The 14633-nt window shown below is 68.5% G+C and carries 15 protein-coding genes; 8 read left to right on the top strand and 7 right to left on the bottom strand.

What is annotated here, in order from left to right; translation table 11 throughout:
* The first annotated feature begins 129 nt into the window (after window positions 1-129).
* From SLNSH_RS18805 to SLNSH_RS18795, 3 genes are all read left to right on the top strand, one after another.
* Window positions 130-771, top strand: a complete 642-nt coding sequence (locus SLNSH_RS18805) for a bifunctional 4-hydroxy-2-oxoglutarate aldolase/2-dehydro-3-deoxy-phosphogluconate aldolase (protein WP_196240285.1) — start codon at window positions 130-132, stop codon at window positions 769-771.
* An 80-nt stretch (window positions 772-851) separates the two neighbouring features.
* Window positions 852-1811: a tellurite resistance TerB family protein gene (locus SLNSH_RS18800; protein ID WP_106338717.1), complete on the top strand. Its 960-nt coding sequence runs from the start codon at window positions 852-854 to the stop codon at window positions 1809-1811.
* Window positions 1812-1855: 44 nt separating this feature from the next.
* Window positions 1856-2419, top strand: a complete 564-nt coding sequence (locus SLNSH_RS18795) for a cysteine hydrolase family protein (protein WP_106338806.1) — start codon at window positions 1856-1858, stop codon at window positions 2417-2419.
* Between the two features lie 15 nt (window positions 2420-2434).
* Here the strand turns inward: SLNSH_RS18795 and SLNSH_RS18790 are convergent, their stop codons facing one another.
* The 3 genes from SLNSH_RS18790 to SLNSH_RS18780 all read right to left on the bottom strand — a co-directional run bounded on the left by SLNSH_RS18790 (window position 2435) and on the right by SLNSH_RS18780 (window position 4989).
* Window positions 2435-2665, bottom strand: a complete 231-nt coding sequence (locus tag SLNSH_RS18790; RefSeq protein ID WP_106338715.1) for an alkylphosphonate utilization protein — start codon at window positions 2663-2665, stop codon at window positions 2435-2437.
* 30 nt (window positions 2666-2695) lie between these two features.
* Window positions 2696-3637: a hypothetical protein gene (locus SLNSH_RS18785; RefSeq protein WP_106338713.1), complete on the bottom strand. Its 942-nt coding sequence runs from the start codon at window positions 3635-3637 to the stop codon at window positions 2696-2698.
* Window positions 3638-3804: 167 nt separating this feature from the next.
* Entirely contained in the window at window positions 3805-4989 is a 1185-nt protein-coding gene (locus SLNSH_RS18780) for a pyridoxal phosphate-dependent aminotransferase (protein ID WP_106338711.1), read from the bottom strand.
* Between the two features lie 219 nt (window positions 4990-5208).
* On the opposite strand from SLNSH_RS18780, the gene SLNSH_RS18775 reads away from it, so the two are divergent.
* From SLNSH_RS18775 to denD, 5 genes are all read left to right on the top strand, one after another.
* Window positions 5209-7131 (top strand): IlvD/Edd family dehydratase, encoded by a 1923-nt coding sequence (locus SLNSH_RS18775; RefSeq protein ID WP_106338709.1) that lies wholly within the window; start codon window positions 5209-5211, stop codon window positions 7129-7131.
* 157 nt (window positions 7132-7288) lie between these two features.
* Window positions 7289-8026, top strand: a complete 738-nt coding sequence (locus SLNSH_RS25175) for a GNAT family N-acetyltransferase (protein WP_245422406.1) — start codon at window positions 7289-7291, stop codon at window positions 8024-8026.
* Entirely contained in the window at window positions 8023-8481 is a 459-nt protein-coding gene (locus SLNSH_RS25170) for a GNAT family N-acetyltransferase (protein ID WP_196240284.1), read from the top strand. The genes SLNSH_RS25175 and SLNSH_RS25170 overlap by 4 nt, the downstream gene beginning before the upstream one ends.
* Window positions 8482-8501: 20 nt before the next feature.
* On the top strand, window positions 8502-9248 hold the full coding sequence (locus tag SLNSH_RS18765; RefSeq protein ID WP_106338707.1) for an SDR family oxidoreductase: 747 nt from the start codon (window positions 8502-8504) through the stop codon (window positions 9246-9248).
* 149 nt (window positions 9249-9397) lie between these two features.
* Window positions 9398-10390, top strand: a complete 993-nt coding sequence (gene denD, locus SLNSH_RS18760; RefSeq protein ID WP_106338804.1) for a D-erythronate dehydrogenase — start codon at window positions 9398-9400, stop codon at window positions 10388-10390.
* 233 nt (window positions 10391-10623) lie between these two features.
* On the opposite strand, the gene SLNSH_RS18755 is transcribed toward denD, so the two are convergent.
* The 4 genes from SLNSH_RS18755 to SLNSH_RS18740 all read right to left on the bottom strand — a co-directional run bounded on the left by SLNSH_RS18755 (window position 10624) and on the right by SLNSH_RS18740 (window position 14364).
* Window positions 10624-11514 (bottom strand): DMT family transporter, encoded by an 891-nt coding sequence (locus SLNSH_RS18755; RefSeq protein ID WP_106338705.1) that lies wholly within the window; start codon window positions 11512-11514, stop codon window positions 10624-10626.
* A gap of 115 nt (window positions 11515-11629) precedes the next feature.
* Window positions 11630-12376 carry an ABC transporter ATP-binding protein gene (locus tag SLNSH_RS18750; protein ID WP_106338703.1) on the bottom strand — a complete coding sequence of 249 codons (747 nt, stop codon included), beginning with the start codon at window positions 12374-12376 and terminating at the stop codon, window positions 11630-11632.
* Between the two features lie 90 nt (window positions 12377-12466).
* Entirely contained in the window at window positions 12467-13060 is a 594-nt protein-coding gene (locus tag SLNSH_RS18745; protein WP_106338701.1) for a GNAT family N-acetyltransferase, read from the bottom strand.
* 173 nt (window positions 13061-13233) lie between these two features.
* On the bottom strand, window positions 13234-14364 hold the full coding sequence (locus SLNSH_RS18740; RefSeq protein ID WP_106338699.1) for a type III PLP-dependent enzyme: 1131 nt from the start codon (window positions 14362-14364) through the stop codon (window positions 13234-13236).
* Window positions 14365-14633: the final 269 nt, after the last annotated feature.

Below are 14633 nucleotides of genomic sequence, written 5' to 3'. Positions count from 1 at the left end.
TAATCGTTTGAAGGCGCCAGAGATCGCACGAAACTAAACCCGCGCCAAGGGCCGTCGCGGCCGCGCGCCAGGCCGTTGACCCGCACCGGCTTGGGGCGAACACTGAGCGCCGGCCAAGGAGGTTCTCCCGTGAACGACGCCCGCCAATCCGCACTCCTCGCCATCCTGCGCCGCGCGCCCGTGGTCCCGGTGCTTACCATCGACGATCCCCATACGGCCGTGCCGCTCGCCCAGGCGCTGGTCGCGGGCGGGCTGCCCGCCCTGGAGATCACGCTGCGCACGGACGCGGCGTTGGACGCCATGGAGCAGATCGCCCAGCACGTGCCGGACGCGATCGTGGGCGCAGGCACCGTGCTGACGCCCTCGCAGGTGGGCGAGGCGACCTCGGCCGGGGCGCAATTCCTCGTAAGCCCGGGCTGCACGACCAAGCTGGCGGAAGCCGCGGCGCGCGGCTCAACGCCCCTTCTGCCCGGGGCCTCGACCGCGAGCGAGGCCATGACGCTGGCGGAGATGGGCTACCATCTCATGAAGTTCTTCCCGGCCGAGCCAGCTGGCGGCGCAGCCTTCCTGAAGGCCTTGGGCGCGCCGCTCCCGCAAATCCAGTTCTGCCCGACCGGCGGCATCGACGCCGAGAAGGCGAAGACGTACCTCGCGCTCCCCAACGTGATTTGCGTGGGCGGCTCCTGGATCGCCCCGGCATCGGCGGTGAAAGCCGGCGACTGGTCCGCCATCACGGCGCTCTCGCGTGCGGCGGCGGCCTTGCGGGCCTGAGCGGAACGGATTGCGCGGCGTCATTCACATTTGGCAAGGGCGTGCTTACATCCCCCGCATTGACCGCGGAGGGAGCCGCCATGTTTGACGCCAAGAAGTTGCTCGACGCCATGATGTCCGCCAGCCAAGCGCCCACGCAGGGCGGTGGGCAGGGAGGCCTCGGCGGGCTGCTGGGGAATGTCCTCGGGCAGCTTCAGCAAGGAGGCGCGGCCCAGCCGGGGCAGCCGGCGCAGCCTCCCGGCGGCGGATTGGGCGACCTGATCGGCTCCGTTCTCGGGCAGGCCAAGCAGGGCCTGCAGGGCGCCGGCCAGCAGGTGAACCAGGCCACTGGCGCAGGCGACGCGCTCGGGCAGATGCTCGGCCAGTTGACGGGTGGGCAGGGCGGTGGAGACCTGCTGGCCCGGGCGAAGGACATGCTGAACCAGAACCAGCTCGCCGGCGGGGCCGCGCTGGGGAGCCTCGCCGGGCTGTTTCTCGGCAGCAAGGCTGGCCGTGGACTGGCCGTGGACGCCGCCAAGCTCGGCGGGCTGGCGCTCGTCGGGGGCCTCGCATACCAGGCCTGGCAGAACTATCAGCAAGGCAAACCGCTGGTGAACATCCCCGGCATGGGAGCGTCCGTGGCCGAGGCCCCGGTGGAGAGCCCGTTCGGGACGACCGGGGACGCCGGGCAGGATAACGCCACCTCGCTCCTGCTCATCCGATCCATGATCGCCGCCGCTTCGGCGGACGGGGTGGTGGATGACGCCGAACGTGCGCACATCACGGGCAACCTGCAGCAACTCGGGGCCAATCCGGAAGCCGCGCAGTTCCTGGACCAGCAGTTCGCGAACCCGGCCAGCGCGGCCGACCTAGCCGCCGGCGCTGGTTCGCCCGAGATCGCCGCGCAGGTCTACACGGCGGCCCGGCTCACGATCGACCCGGACGAGCCCACGGAAACGGCGTTCCTGCAGGAACTCGCTGGCGCGTTGCAGCTTGATCCGCAACTCGTGGCGAATATCGACGCTGCAGCGGAGAGCGTGAAGGTCCAGCAGGTAGCGTGAGCCGACCGATTGCCGGCCCGGCGCATGGCGTCTATTCAGACGCCATGCTGCAGCTCCCGCCCACCACCGTCCTGCTGCCCATCGACATGCAGCAGGCATTTGACGACCCTGCCTTCCCGCGCCGGTGCAACCCGGATTGCGATCGGAAAGGGCTCGCGTTGCTCGACGCCTGGCGGGAGCGCGGAATGCCGATCATCCACGTGCGCCACGATTCCGTTGAGCCTGGCTCGAAGCTGAGCCCGGCCGCCCCCGGCAACGCTTTTCGGCTGGGGTTCGGGCCGCAGGGGGACGAGCCGCTGGTCGCCAAGAGCGTGAACGCGTCCTTCATCGGCACGGACCTGGACCTTCGGCTGCGGCGCCTGGGCGCCACGGCGGTCGTGGCCTTCGGCATCACCACGGACCAGTGCGTCTCCACCACGGTGCGGGTCGGCTCGAACCTGGGCTGGCGCATGATCGTCGCCGGCGACGCGTGCTCCTGCTTCGACATGCCGGGCCTGGACGGTACGGTCATCCCGGCCGAAACGGTCCAGGCGGTTCACCTGGCGACCCTGGCGGCCGAATTCGCAACCGTGGCGTCGACGGACGCGATCATCGGGGCATTGGGCTGAGCCCAGCGCGGCGGCTCAGTTCACGCGCTTGAGAAAGCACGTCTTCAGCATCAGTCCCTTGATGTTGTCGACGCGGCATTCGATGTGCTCCGGGTCGTCCGTCAGGCGGATGCCCTTCACCTTCGTACCTTGCTTGATGGTGGACGACGTGCCCTTCACCTTCAGGTCCTTGATGACGTGGACGGTGTCGCCGTTCTGCAGGCGCGTTCCGTTGCAGTCCTTGACGATCACCTCGTCGTCGCTCATGGCAAGCCCCCTCGCCGTTGGTGCGCCCGATCACTCGGGCTGGAAGTCGAACAGCGCCGTGTCGGGCGCGCTGGTGTTGTGTTTCGACGTGACCGCGCGGCCGAGCCACACGTCGTGAGCCTGGCCGGAGCCGAACTCCATGACGCCTTTCTGCCGCCAGCCCTTGTCATAGGGCGCGCGCCAGGCGACCTGGGATGAATCGGCGTTCACGTCCGTGACGTACATGGAACGCAGGGCCGCAAAGGGGCGGCGCTTGACCGCGTTCTCGAACGTGACTTCGAGCGCCGTGGACTGCTCGGACAGCCCGGCGACGCGGATGCTGGCCTGGTCGCCCTTGGGGAAGGTCAGGTCGAAGGTCTTCGACTTCGGCGTGAACTTGATGGACTTGATGGAGACGAACGGGCGCTCGTTCTCTTCGATGGGGCCAATGAGCACGGATGTGCCGTAGGCGACCTCATCGAGCCGCGCCGGAGGCAGGGGGCGCAGGCGCCAGTAGCCGTCCAGCGGGTACAGCACGAGGTGCTCGTAGGGGCCGCGGGGCGTCTTGGTGAAGAGCTGGACGAGATAAAGCGCCTTTTCCTCGCGGTCCCCGACCTTCAGGGGCACGTCGCCCTTGCGCCAGAATTCCGAGTGGCGGTAGCCAACCAGCTGCATCGTGTCGTCCTCGAACAGGACGAGCTTCTCGACCTTGTCCTCCGGCCCGGGAGGCTGGTCCTTGATGGTGCAGTTGGTGAAGTCCGGCGCGCGGCTGTCGACGGCGATCGAGCCGATCACCGCCGGGGCGCGCGCCTCTACCCGGAAGTGGCGCACCTTCGGGTTCTGGAAGGTCAGGTACACGTTGTCGTCCTCGGCGCAGAGCGTCGGCACGGACTTGTTGCGCACCGTGACGGTGAGCGGCTGCTGCGCCAAGGCCGGGGCGGCGGCAAGAAGCGCCAGGGCGGCGATCGGAACCAGGGAAGAGATCGGGCGCATGGCGGTCCACGGTCGTCCGGAGCAGAGCGAAAAGTCTGGATGCGCGGATCTCTCCACCGTCATCCCCGGGCTTGTCCCGGGGATCCACGCGCTGGGGGGTGGCGTGGATGGGCAGGACAAGCCCGGTCAAGACGGCTGAAGATCGGCTCCAAGCCTAAGGCGAAGCCTCAGGCTGGCTTGTTCTGTTCCAGGAATTCGGCCATGCGCGCAAGGGCGCGCTGGATGTTCTCGGTGGAATTCGCGTAGCTGAGGCGGATGTAGCCCTCGCCGAACACGCCGAAATCCGGGCCGCCGATGGTGGCCACGCCCGCCGTCTCCAGCAGGGCGGAGGCGAGCGCCTTGGCCCTCCAGCCGGTCTTCTTGATGTTGGGGAAGGCGTAGAAGGCGCCCTTCGGCGTCACGGCCGAGACGCCCGGGAGAGCGTTCAGTCCCTCCACCACCACGCGACGGCGGCGGTCGAACTCGGCCACCATGGCGCGCACCGCGTCCTGCGGGCCGGTGAGGGCGGCGAGCCCCGCATACTGCGCGGAGGCGTTGACGCAGGAATAGGAGTTCACGGCGAGCTTGCGCGCTGCGTCGTAGAGCGGCTTCGGCCAGACCGAGTATCCCATGCGCCAACCGGTCATGGCGTAGGTCTTGGACCAGCCGTCGAGCAGGATCAGACGGTCGCGGATCTCCGGGTAGGCGAGAAGCGTCTGGTGTGCCAGCCCGTCATAGGTCATCTGCCCATAGATCTCGTCCGACATGATCGCCACGTCGGGGAAGCGGGCGAGGCCCGCCACGAGCTTGTCGATCTCGGCCTTCGGGGTCACGCCCCCGGTCGGGTTGGCGGGCGAGTTCAGGACGAGGAGCCGGGTCTTCGGGGTGATGAGGGACAGGGTCTCCTCGGCCGAGAAGGCGAAGCCGTTCTCCTCGCGGATGGGCACCGGCACGGGCTTGGCGCCCGTGAACTCGATCATCGAGCGGTAGATCGGGAAGCCGGGGTCCGGATAGAGGATCTCGGCGCCGGGCTCGCCGAACATCAAGATGGCCATGAACATGGTGACCTTGCCGCCCGGCACGATCAGCACGAGGTCGGGGTCTACGGTTACGTCGAAGCGCTTTTGCAGGTCGGCGGCCACCGCCTCCCGGAGGGGCTTGATCCCCGTCGCAGGCGTGTAGCCGTGGTGGCCGTCGCGCAGCGCCTTGATGGCGGCCTCGACGATGTGGTCAGGCGTGCGGAAGTCCGGTTGGCCGATGCCGAGGTTGATGATGTCGCGGCCCTGGGCGGCGAGGTCCGTGGCGCGGGCCAGCACCGCGAAGGCGTTCTCTTCCCCGATGCGGCCGAAGGCCTCGGTGATGTGAAGGGTCATCGACGTTCTCTCCCCCGTGCGCCGTCATTCGAGCTGCGACCCCGCGTGCATGCCCCAGGCGCTAAGCGAGCGCAACTGCCGACAAGGGGCGCCTCCGCGCCCGTTGCATGGATCGGGCGTTGATTTCCGCCGGCGTTTGGGACCATGCTGCCGCGAAATCAAATCGGTTCGATCGGCGTCTGGCGTCGGTCAAGCCAGGATGCGACGGGAGAAGACGCGATGGCCGGCGATCAGGGCGGCAAGGGGAACGGCACGGGCGGAATCGCGGCTGAGCCGCACGGGGGAGGGCGCGGGCCGGAGCGGCACGACCAGTCCGTCCACACCGATCACGTTCCACATGACGCGGCGCTGGAGACCGGCAAGCGCAAGCTGCGTTCGCAGCTCTGGTTCGACAATCCCGACAACCCCGGCATGACGGCGCTCTACCTGGAGCGCTACCTGAACTTCGGCCTCACCCGCGAAGAGCTGATGTCGGGCAAGCCGATCATCGGCATCGCCCAGACCGGCTCCGACCTTTCGCCGTGCAACCGCCACCACCTCGACCTCGCCAAGCGCATTCGCGAGGGCATCACGGCGGCGGGCGGCGTCTGCTTCGAGTTCCCGGTGCACCCGATCCAGGAGACCGGCAAGCGGCCGACGGCCTCGCTCGACCGCAACCTGGCCTATCTGGGCTTGGTCGAGATCCTGTACGGATACCCTCTCGACGGCGTCGTGCTGACCACGGGCTGCGACAAGACCACCCCGGCCTGCATCATGGCGGCCGCCACGGTGAACATCCCGGCGATCGTGCTCTCCGGCGGGCCGATGCTGAACGGCTGGTGGAAGGGCAAGCGCACCGGCTCGGGCACCATCGTGTGGGAGTCGCGCGAGCGGCTCGCCACGGGCGAGATCGACTACAACGAGTTCATGGACATCGTGGCCTCGTCCGCTCCGTCGGTCGGCCACTGCAACACCATGGGCACGGCCTCGACCATGAATTCGCTGGCCGAGGCGCTCGGCATGAGCCTACCCGGCTGCGCCGCGATTCCGGCGCCCTACCGCGAGCGCGGGCAGATCTCGTATGAGACCGGCCGCCGCATCGTCGAGATGGTGTGGGAGGACTTGAAGCCCTCCGACATCCTGACCCGCGAGGCGTTCGAGAACGCCATCGTGGTGAACTCGGCCATCGGCGGCTCCACCAATGCGCCGATTCACATCAACGCCATCGCGCGCCACATCGGCGTCGAACTCGACGTGTTCGACTGGCAGAAGGTCGGCCTCGAGGTGCCGCTGCTGGTGAACCTGCAGCCGGCCGGCATGTACCTGGGCGAGGAGTACCACCGGGCCGGCGGCGTGCCGGCCGTGGTGAACGAACTGATGAAGAAGGGCCTCATCCGCGAGAACGCTCTCACGGTGAACGGCAAGAGCATCGGCGAGAACTGCCGCAACACGGTCGTGGAAGACACGGACGTGATCTTCCCCATCGACAAGCCGATGAAGCTCAACGCCGGCTTCGTGGTGTTGAAGGGCAACCTGTTCGACAACGCGGTGATGAAGACCAGCGTGATCTCGGAGGAGTTCCGCCAGCGGTACCTGTCCAACCCGAACGACCCCGAGGCCTTCGAGGGCCGGGCCATCGTGTTCGACGGGCCGGAGGACTATCACCACCGCATCGAGGACCCGGCGCTCGAGATCGACGAGAACTGCATGCTGTTCATGCGCGGCGCGGGCGCGATCGGGTATCCGGGCGCGGCCGAGGTGGTGAATATGCAGCCACCGGCGGCCCTCATCAAGAAGGGCGTCCATGCGCTCCCCTGCATCGGGGACGGACGTCAGTCCGGCACCTCGGGCTCGCCCTCCATCCTGAACGCCTCGCCGGAGGCGGCCGCCGGCGGCGGCCTGGCGCTGCTGCGCACGGGCGACCGCGTCCGCATCGACCTGCGCAAGGGCACGGCGGACATCCTGATCTCGGACGAGGAGCTGAACCAGCGCCGCGCCGACCTGCAGGCCCATGGCGGCTACAAGTACCCGGGCAGCCAGACGCCCTGGCAGGAGATTCAGCGCGGCATGGTCGACCAGCTCGGTTCCGGCATGGTGCTGAAGCCCGCGGTCAAATACCAGAAGGTCGCCCAGACGCAGGGCGTGCCGCGCGACAACCACTGACGCCCGCGATCACCCTCTCCCGCGCCGCGGGAGAGGGGCAGGGGTGAGGGCTGCTGGGCGCCCGGCTGAACAGGCCCACTCGGGCGTGCTGTCGCCGGCCCCGGGATTCCCAGGCAGCCGCCCACCGAACCTTCTCCCTTCGCAGGGAGCCTGAGCGATGAACTCCGCCATGTTCGAACCCGCCTCCGTCCCCGATCCCATCTCCGGCCTTCCTATCGGAGCCGAGGTATCCGACCACCCGGCGCCGCGGCCGGAGCGCCGCGTGCTGCCGGGGCGCTTCGTCGACCTTGTTCCGCTCGACCCGGACGCGCATGGGCCGTCGCTGTGGGAGGACTCGCACGGGCCGACCAAGGATGCGATCTGGCAGTACCTGTTCGAGGCGCCCTTTCCCGACTACGCGGCCTTCAAGGCCCATCTCGAGCGCAAGGCGGCGTCCGAGGATCCGCTGTTCTACGCCATCGTGGACAAGGCGACGGGGCGGGCGCTGGGCTACGAGACGCTGATGCGCATCGACCCGGCGAACCGCGTGATCGAGGTCGGCAACGTGATGTATGGGGCCGGCCTGCAGCGCACGCCGGGGGCGACGGAGGCGCAGTACCTGCTGGCCCGCTACGTCTTCGACGACCTCGGCTATCGGCGCTACGAGTGGAAGTGCAACGCCCTGAACGCGCCGTCCCGGCGCGCAGCCGACCGACTGGGTTTCACCTTCGAGGGCCTTTTCCGGCAGGCCGTGATCGTGCGCGGCCGCAACCGCGACACGGCCTGGTACTCCATGCTGGACAGCGAATGGCCGTCGCGCAAGGCGGCCTTCGAGCGCTGGCTCGACCCGGCCAACTTCGACGCCGAGGGACGGCAGAAGAAGGCGTTGACGAAACTGCGGAGCGGTCCGGCGTGAGCGCCCTTGCGAGCCTGCGCCGCGCCACGAGCGGCGACCTCGACGCCCTGGTCGCCCTCCAGCACGCCGCCTATGCGGGCAACCGCGTCAAACTGGGCGTCGAGCCCATCCCGCTGCAGGCGGACTACGCCCAGGTGCTTCGGGACTGGGAGGTCTGGCTCGCAGACGGGCCCGACGGGCTCGCCGGAGCGCTCATCCTGGAGCTGCGGCCGGACGATCTCCTGATCTGGAGCGTCGCGGTGTCGCCGACGGCCCAGAAGAGCGGGGTCGGCAACCGGCTCCTGGCTGCGGCCGAGGACCGGGCGCGCCAAATCGGGCGACCGGCCGTGCGGCTCTACACGGGCCAGAAGCTCACCCACAACGTCGCCTGGTACAGCCGCCATGGCTACCGGGTCGAGAGCGTCGAGACGATGCCCGACCGCGCGATCGTGCACATGATCAAAACAGATTTCTGAGAGCTGACAGGGAGCGAAGAATGGCCAAGAGGCTGCAGGGCAAGGTCGCGGTGGTCACCGCGGCCGGACAGGGGATCGGTCGCGCCATCGCGGAGGCCTACGTGGCCGAGGGGGCGACCGTCTACGCGACCGACCTCGACGTGAGCAAGCTCGAGGGCATCGCCAAGGCCAAGAAGCGCAAGCTCGACGTCCTGTCGGACAAGCAGGTCGCGAACTTCGCCGAGAAGGTCGGCCCCATCGACATCCTGTGCAACGCCGCGGGCTACGTGCATCACGGCACCGTGCTGGAAACGGACGACAAGGCCTGGGATTTCTCCTTCGATCTCAACGTCCGCTCCATGCACCGCATGATCAAGGCCTTCCTGCCCGGCATGCTGGAAAAGGGGAACGGCGCCATCGTGAACATCGCGTCGGGCGCGGGCTCGGTGCGCGGCATCCCGAACCGCTACGTGTACGGGACCACCAAGGCGGCCGTGATCGGCCTCACCAAGGCGGTGGCGGCAGACTTCATCCGCAAGGGCGTCCGCGCTAACGCGATCTGCCCGGGCACCATCGAGTCGCCTTCGCTCGACCAGCGCATCGAGACGCTGGCGCAGGAGACCAAGCAGCCGGTGGAGAAGGTCCGGCAGGCCTTCATCGACCGCCAGCCGATCGGTCGGCTGGGCAAGCCCGAGGAGATCGCCGCGATGGCGGTGTACCTCGCCGGCGACGAGGCGGCCTACACCACGGGCCAGATCTTCCTGGTCGACGGCGGCTTCGCGCTCTGAAGGCCTTTCGCCGTCATGGCCAGGAGCGCAGCGACGGCAGCAATCCAGGCGCTGGGCCAGCTCTCAACGGTAAGCTGGATTGCTTCGCCTTCGGCTCGCAATGACGGCGGCCTATGCTGGTGGACCAAGAAGAAACAGGGGAGGAAACCATGCACATCCTGATCATCGGCGCGGCCGGCATGGTCGGCCGCAAGCTCACGGAGCGCTTGGCCAAGGACGGCGCGCTTGCGGGCAAGAAAATCACCAAGGCCACGCTGCACGATGTGATCGAGCCCACGGCGCCGGCTGGCGCGCCTTTTGCGGTCACCACGCTGGCGTCCGACTTCTCGGCGCCCGGCGAGGCGGAGAAGCTGGTCGCCGGCAAGCCGGACTTCATCTTCCACCTCGCGGCGATCGTGTCCGGCGAGGCCGAGCAGGACTTCGACAAGGGCTACCGCATCAATCTCACGGGCAGCTGGAACCTGTTCGAGGCCATCCGCCAGCTCAACATGCAGAGCGGCGGCGCCTACAAGCCGCGGGTGGTGTTCACCTCCTCCATCGCGGTGTTCGGGGCGCCGTTCCCGGACAAGATCTATGACGAGTTCGCGACCACGCCGCTGACCTCTTACGGAACCCAGAAGGCCGTGGGCGAACTGCTGCTGGCCGACTACACGCGCAAGGGCTTCTTCGACGGCGTCGGCATCCGGCTGCCCACCATCTGCGTGAGGCCGGGCAAGCCCAACAAGGCGGCCTCGGGCTTCTTCTCCAACATCATCCGCGAGCCGCTGGCCGGCCAGGAGGCGGTGCTGCCCGTGTCCGAGGACGTGCGCCACTGGCACGCCTCTCCGCGCTCGGCCGTGGGCTTCCTGATCCACGCGGCGGAGATCGACGGCGACAAGGTCGGCCCCCGTCGCAACCTCAGCATGCCGGGCCTGTCCTGCACGGTGGGCGAGCAGATCGAGGCCCTGCGGCGCGTGGCGGGGGACGCCGTCGTGGCGCGGATCAAGCGCGAGCCGGATCCGGCGATCATCAAGATCGTCTCCGGCTGGGCGCGCGACCTCGACCCGAGCCGCGCCCTGGCGCTGGGCTTCAAGGCCGAGACCAGCTTCGACGAGATCATCCGCGTGCACATCGAGGACGAGCTGGGCGGCAAGATCGCCTGATCCACTCGCCGTCTTCGCGAGGAGCATAGCGACAGAGCAATCCAGGACGACGCGGCGTCATCCTGAGGACTGTTCTTCAGGTCATCGCCAGGCGCTTCGATGGCCGTCATCCCCGGGCTTGTCCCGGGGATCCACGCCTTGCTTGACGGCGCGGATGGTCGGGACGAGCCCGTCCATGACGGGGATCGGTTTCCGTCCGTGCGAGGACGTGACGACGGTGGAGAAGAGCGCGTCTAGCGCCGGCGCTCGCGTAAGAGCAGGTAGAGGCCGGACGCGACAACGATGAGCGAGCCGACCACGGTGTACCGATCCGGCACGTCGCCGAAGACGAAGTAGCCCAGGCCAATCATCCAAAGCAGCTGGGTGTATATGAAGGGCGACAGCACCGCCGCCGGGGCGCGTTGGTGGGCCAGGATCAGCAGGAAGTGGCCGAAGCCGCCCAGGACGCCGGTTATGACCATGCCCACCCAGACGAGCGCGCTGGGTGGCGCGCTCCAGAAAAGCGGCAGGAACGGCGTCAGGATCACGACTCCGCCCAGGCCCGAGTAGAAGAGCGTGGTGTGGGGAGGGTCGTAGGCCGCGAGTTTCCGTGTCGCGATGTTGTAGAAGGCGTAGCAGGTGACGCTCAGCATGCACATCAGGATGGCGGGATGCATGCCGAAGCCGGGGCGGGTGACGACGAGCACGCCCATGAACCCTACCACGATGGCCAGGTAGCGGTGCACGCCTACACGCTCGCCCAGGATGGGCCCTGCCAACAGGGCGACCAGCAGGGGCGTCGCGAAAGCGATGGAGATCGTCTGGGCGAGCTGCAGGTATTGCAGGGCGAAGAAGTTGGCGGCCGTCGAGCCGAACAGCAGCAGAGATCGAACGACCTGCAGCCCTGGTCGCACCGTGCGGCTCACGCCAGGCTTCGTCCAGGGGTTCAGGACGGCGAACACCAGGACCACGTTGGACATGTAGCGCGCCCAGGTGGTTTGCATCGCCGGGATGGAGTGGTTCAGCCACTTCGCGGTGCAGTCCAGGAGCGAGAAGCACAGGAAGGCGCCGCAGATCAGCAGGATGCCGGTCAGCCGCTCGCGCCGCGCGTTCGCATCGCGCGTCAGGTCCACCCGCTGGTGCATGTTTCTCCCCGCGCCCAGTCGGACGCATCACGCTCTTTGACGCACCATACGGGATAATTCTAATCGTTTGATGCCCCTTGTTGGGCGGGGCACCCCTGCGCTGGCGCGAGACGCTTCAGGCCCGGGCCAAGGCTTCCGAGGCCCGCTGGCACAGCTCCAGATAGGCGGGCTCGCGGCGCGTGCCGTCGTTGCGATCGGCGGGCAGATCAACCGGGATCTCGGCCAGGACACGGCCGGGGCGACGGGTCATGACCACCACGCGGGTGGAAAGGTAGACGCTCTCGTAGACGGAATGCGTCACGAACACGATGGTGCAGCCGATCTCGCGCTTGAGGCGCAAGAGGTCGTCGTTGAGGCGGAACCTGGTGATCTCGTCGAGGGCGGCGAAGGGCTCGTCCATCAGCAGGAGGCGAGGGCGGGTCACCAAGGCGCGCGCGATGGATACGCGCATGCGCATCCCGCCCGAGAGCTGGCTCGGCAGAGCGTCGGCGAAGTCGGAGACGCCGACGAGTTGGAGAGCCTCGGAGATCCGGCCGGCAGCCGCCTTGCGGGACAGGCCCGTAATGCGCAGCGGCAGCCAGACATTGTCCGCCGCGCTCGCCCACGGCATGAGGGTGGGATCCTGGAAGACGAAGGAGAGGCCGCCCTCGCCGGCGGCGATCGTCCGTCCTTCGACCCGCCCCGCGGTCGCGCGCTCCAGGCCCGCCATGATGCGCAGCGCGGTGGTCTTGCCGCAGCCCGACGGGCCCAGGAGGGACAGGAACTCGCCTTCGCGCACATCGAGCGTCAGCCCCGACAGGGCTGCGGCGCCGGTCTCGAAGACCTTCCCGACGTCGAACAGCTGCAGGAGAGGAGAAGGCATGAAACCGGCTATGACGGCGCTCTCGCCGGACTGCGGGCGACGTCGCCCGCAGTCCGGACAATCACGGCAAGCCGCTTCGGACGCAAGCCGTCACGCGGCCGCGCGCAGCGCGGCCTCGCGGGCCATGGCGGCGGCCACGAGCTGGCTGAGGTCCGCCTTGGGCGCAGGCGCCCCAGTCGGACTCACCAGCCCGCGCGCGCCGGCCAGGGCGCCTGGCGTGAGTTCCAGACCGAGGAAGCGCTCGCGCTCCACCGGGCCGGGCATCCACAGGCCCCACGTGAGCTCAGCCGAGAAGCCGAAGCGCTCATAGTAGGGCGCATCGCCCACCAGCAGAACGGCCTCGTGGCCAGTCACCGCCGCGAGCGACAGGGAGGCGCGCATCAGCTTGCCGCCCACGCCTTCCGATCGCGCACTCGCGTCGACGGCGAGCGGGCCCAGCATCAGGGCGGGGCGACCGGGGCCGGCGCTGACGTTCCACAGGCGGACCGTCCCGACGAGAGCGCCCTCGCGCACTGCCACCAGGGCGAGCGCGGGCAGGCGTCCTTCGCGCAGGCGCTCGCAGGTCTTTAGCAATCGCGCAGGTCCGAAGGCGGCGTCGAGCAGCGCCTCGCGGGCGTCCACGTCGGCGGCCGTCTCGGCGCGAAGGGTCAGGCCCGTGAGGGCCGCGTCGGATAGGTGAATCATGGCCGTGCTCCTTCCCCGCCCGGCGCACGGCCGGAACGGATCCGAATCCAGTGAAGGTTCGTGGGGAAGCCGGGCCCGATGTTCGGACCCGGGACGCGGGCGCGGGAACGTGCGCGCCGAGGCCTGGTGTGTTCAGGCCAGCCGGAGCCGCCGGCGCGAGGCCGGCGGCAGGCTCAGATCACGTAGGATCGGAGCGGAGGGAAGCCGTTGAACGCGACGGCCGAGTAGGTGGTCGTATAAGCGCCCGCGCCTTCGATCAGCACCTTGTCGCCGATCGAGAGGCTCACCGGGAGCGGGTACGGCTCCTTCTCGTACATCACGTCGGCCGAGTCGCAGGTCGGCCCGGCGAGCACGCACGGGGTCATCTCGTCCCCGTCGTGACGGGTCCGGATGGGGTAGCGGATCGACTCGTCCATCGTTTCGGCGAGACCGCCGAACTTGCCGATGTCCAGGTAGACCCAGCGCACGTCGTCGTCTTCCGACTTCTTCGAGATCAGCACGACCTCGGCCTCGATCAGGCCGGCGTTGCCGACCATGCCGCGACCGGGCTCGATGATGGTCTCGGGCAGGCGGTTGCCGAAGTGCTTCGAGAGGGCCTGGAAGATGGAGTCGCCGTAGCGCTCCACCGCCGGAACCTCCTTCAGGTACTTCGTCGGGAAGCCGCCGCCGAGGTTGACCATCGAGAGCGTGATGCCGCGCTCGGCGCACTCGCGGAAGATGGCCGCGGACGAGGCGAGCGCCTGGTCCCAGGCCTCCGTGTTGCGCTGCTGCGAACCGACGTGGAAGGAGACCCCATAGGCCTCCAGCCCGTTGCGGTGCGCATGCTCGAGCACGTCGGCCGCCATCTCCGGCACGCAGCCGAACTTGCGCGACAGGGGCCACTCGGCGCCTGCGCCGTCGCAGAGGATGCGGCAGAACACCTTGGAGCCGGGCGCGGCGCGCGCGATCTTCTCCACCTCGGCGAGGCAGTCGACGGCGAAGAGGCGGATGCCGAGCGCATAGGCGCGCGCGACGTCACGCTCCTTCTTGATCGTGTTGCCGAAGGAGATCCGGTCCGCCGTCGCGCCGGCCGCGAGCGCCATCTCGATCTCGGCGACCGAAGCGGTGTCGAAGCAGGAGCCCAGCGTGGCGAGCAGGTGCAGCACCTCGGGCGACGGGTTCGCCTTGACGGCGTAGAACACCCGGGTGTCCGGCAGGGCGCGCGCGAAGGCGTTGTAGTTGTCCCGCACGACGTCGAGGTCGAGCACCATGCAGGGCCCGTCTTCGCGGCGCGTACGAAGGAACTCGCGGATGCGTGCAGTCATGGCACGATCTCCCCAAGGTCTGCCGAACGCCGGTCAGGCGCTCGAAAGGTGAGAACCCCGGATGACGGTCCCACGACGCGGCGCTGTGGAGACGCCGACGTCGGGTGAGGACACCCGATGATGCTGCCTTGGATTGGATTGGGGAGACCCCGATCCGCACGCCTGGCAAGAAGGACAAGCCTCTTCGGTGACCCGACCTTTGGAGGGCCGGACGAGACCAAAAAAGCCCGTTCCGTCGTTGCTTTAAGCCACGTCCCCCGGGGAGAGCG

The organism is Alsobacter soli, from assembly GCF_003004785.1.
Classification (GTDB): Bacteria; Pseudomonadota; Alphaproteobacteria; order Rhizobiales; family Beijerinckiaceae; genus Alsobacter; species Alsobacter soli.
This window is presented reverse-complemented; position numbering and strand designations above follow the sequence as displayed.

Coding starts and splice junctions, on each gene's coding strand:
- SLNSH_RS18745 (WP_106338701.1), bottom strand. CDS start 13,060: ATGATTCACCTATCCGACGCGGCCCTCACGGGCCTGACCCTTCGCGCC.
- SLNSH_RS18765 (WP_106338707.1), top strand. CDS start 8,502: ATGGCCAAGAGGCTGCAGGGCAAGGTCGCGGTGGTCACCGCGGCCGGA.
- SLNSH_RS18780 (WP_106338711.1), bottom strand. CDS start 4,989: ATGACCCTTCACATCACCGAGGCCTTCGGCCGCATCGGGGAAGAGAAC.
- SLNSH_RS18790 (WP_106338715.1), bottom strand. CDS start 2,665: ATGAGCGACGACGAGGTGATCGTCAAGGACTGCAACGGAACGCGCCTG.
- SLNSH_RS18795 (WP_106338806.1), top strand. CDS start 1,856: ATGCTGCAGCTCCCGCCCACCACCGTCCTGCTGCCCATCGACATGCAG.
- SLNSH_RS18775 (WP_106338709.1), top strand. CDS start 5,209: ATGGCCGGCGATCAGGGCGGCAAGGGGAACGGCACGGGCGGAATCGCG.
- SLNSH_RS18785 (WP_106338713.1), bottom strand. CDS start 3,637: ATGCGCCCGATCTCTTCCCTGGTTCCGATCGCCGCCCTGGCGCTTCTT.
- denD (WP_106338804.1), top strand. CDS start 9,398: ATGCACATCCTGATCATCGGCGCGGCCGGCATGGTCGGCCGCAAGCTC.
- SLNSH_RS25175 (WP_245422406.1), top strand. CDS start 7,289: ATGAACTCCGCCATGTTCGAACCCGCCTCCGTCCCCGATCCCATCTCC.
- SLNSH_RS18740 (WP_106338699.1), bottom strand. CDS start 14,364: ATGACTGCACGCATCCGCGAGTTCCTTCGTACGCGCCGCGAAGACGGG.
- SLNSH_RS18800 (WP_106338717.1), top strand. CDS start 852: ATGTTTGACGCCAAGAAGTTGCTCGACGCCATGATGTCCGCCAGCCAA.
- SLNSH_RS18750 (WP_106338703.1), bottom strand. CDS start 12,376: ATGCCTTCTCCTCTCCTGCAGCTGTTCGACGTCGGGAAGGTCTTCGAG.
- SLNSH_RS18755 (WP_106338705.1), bottom strand. CDS start 11,514: ATGCACCAGCGGGTGGACCTGACGCGCGATGCGAACGCGCGGCGCGAG.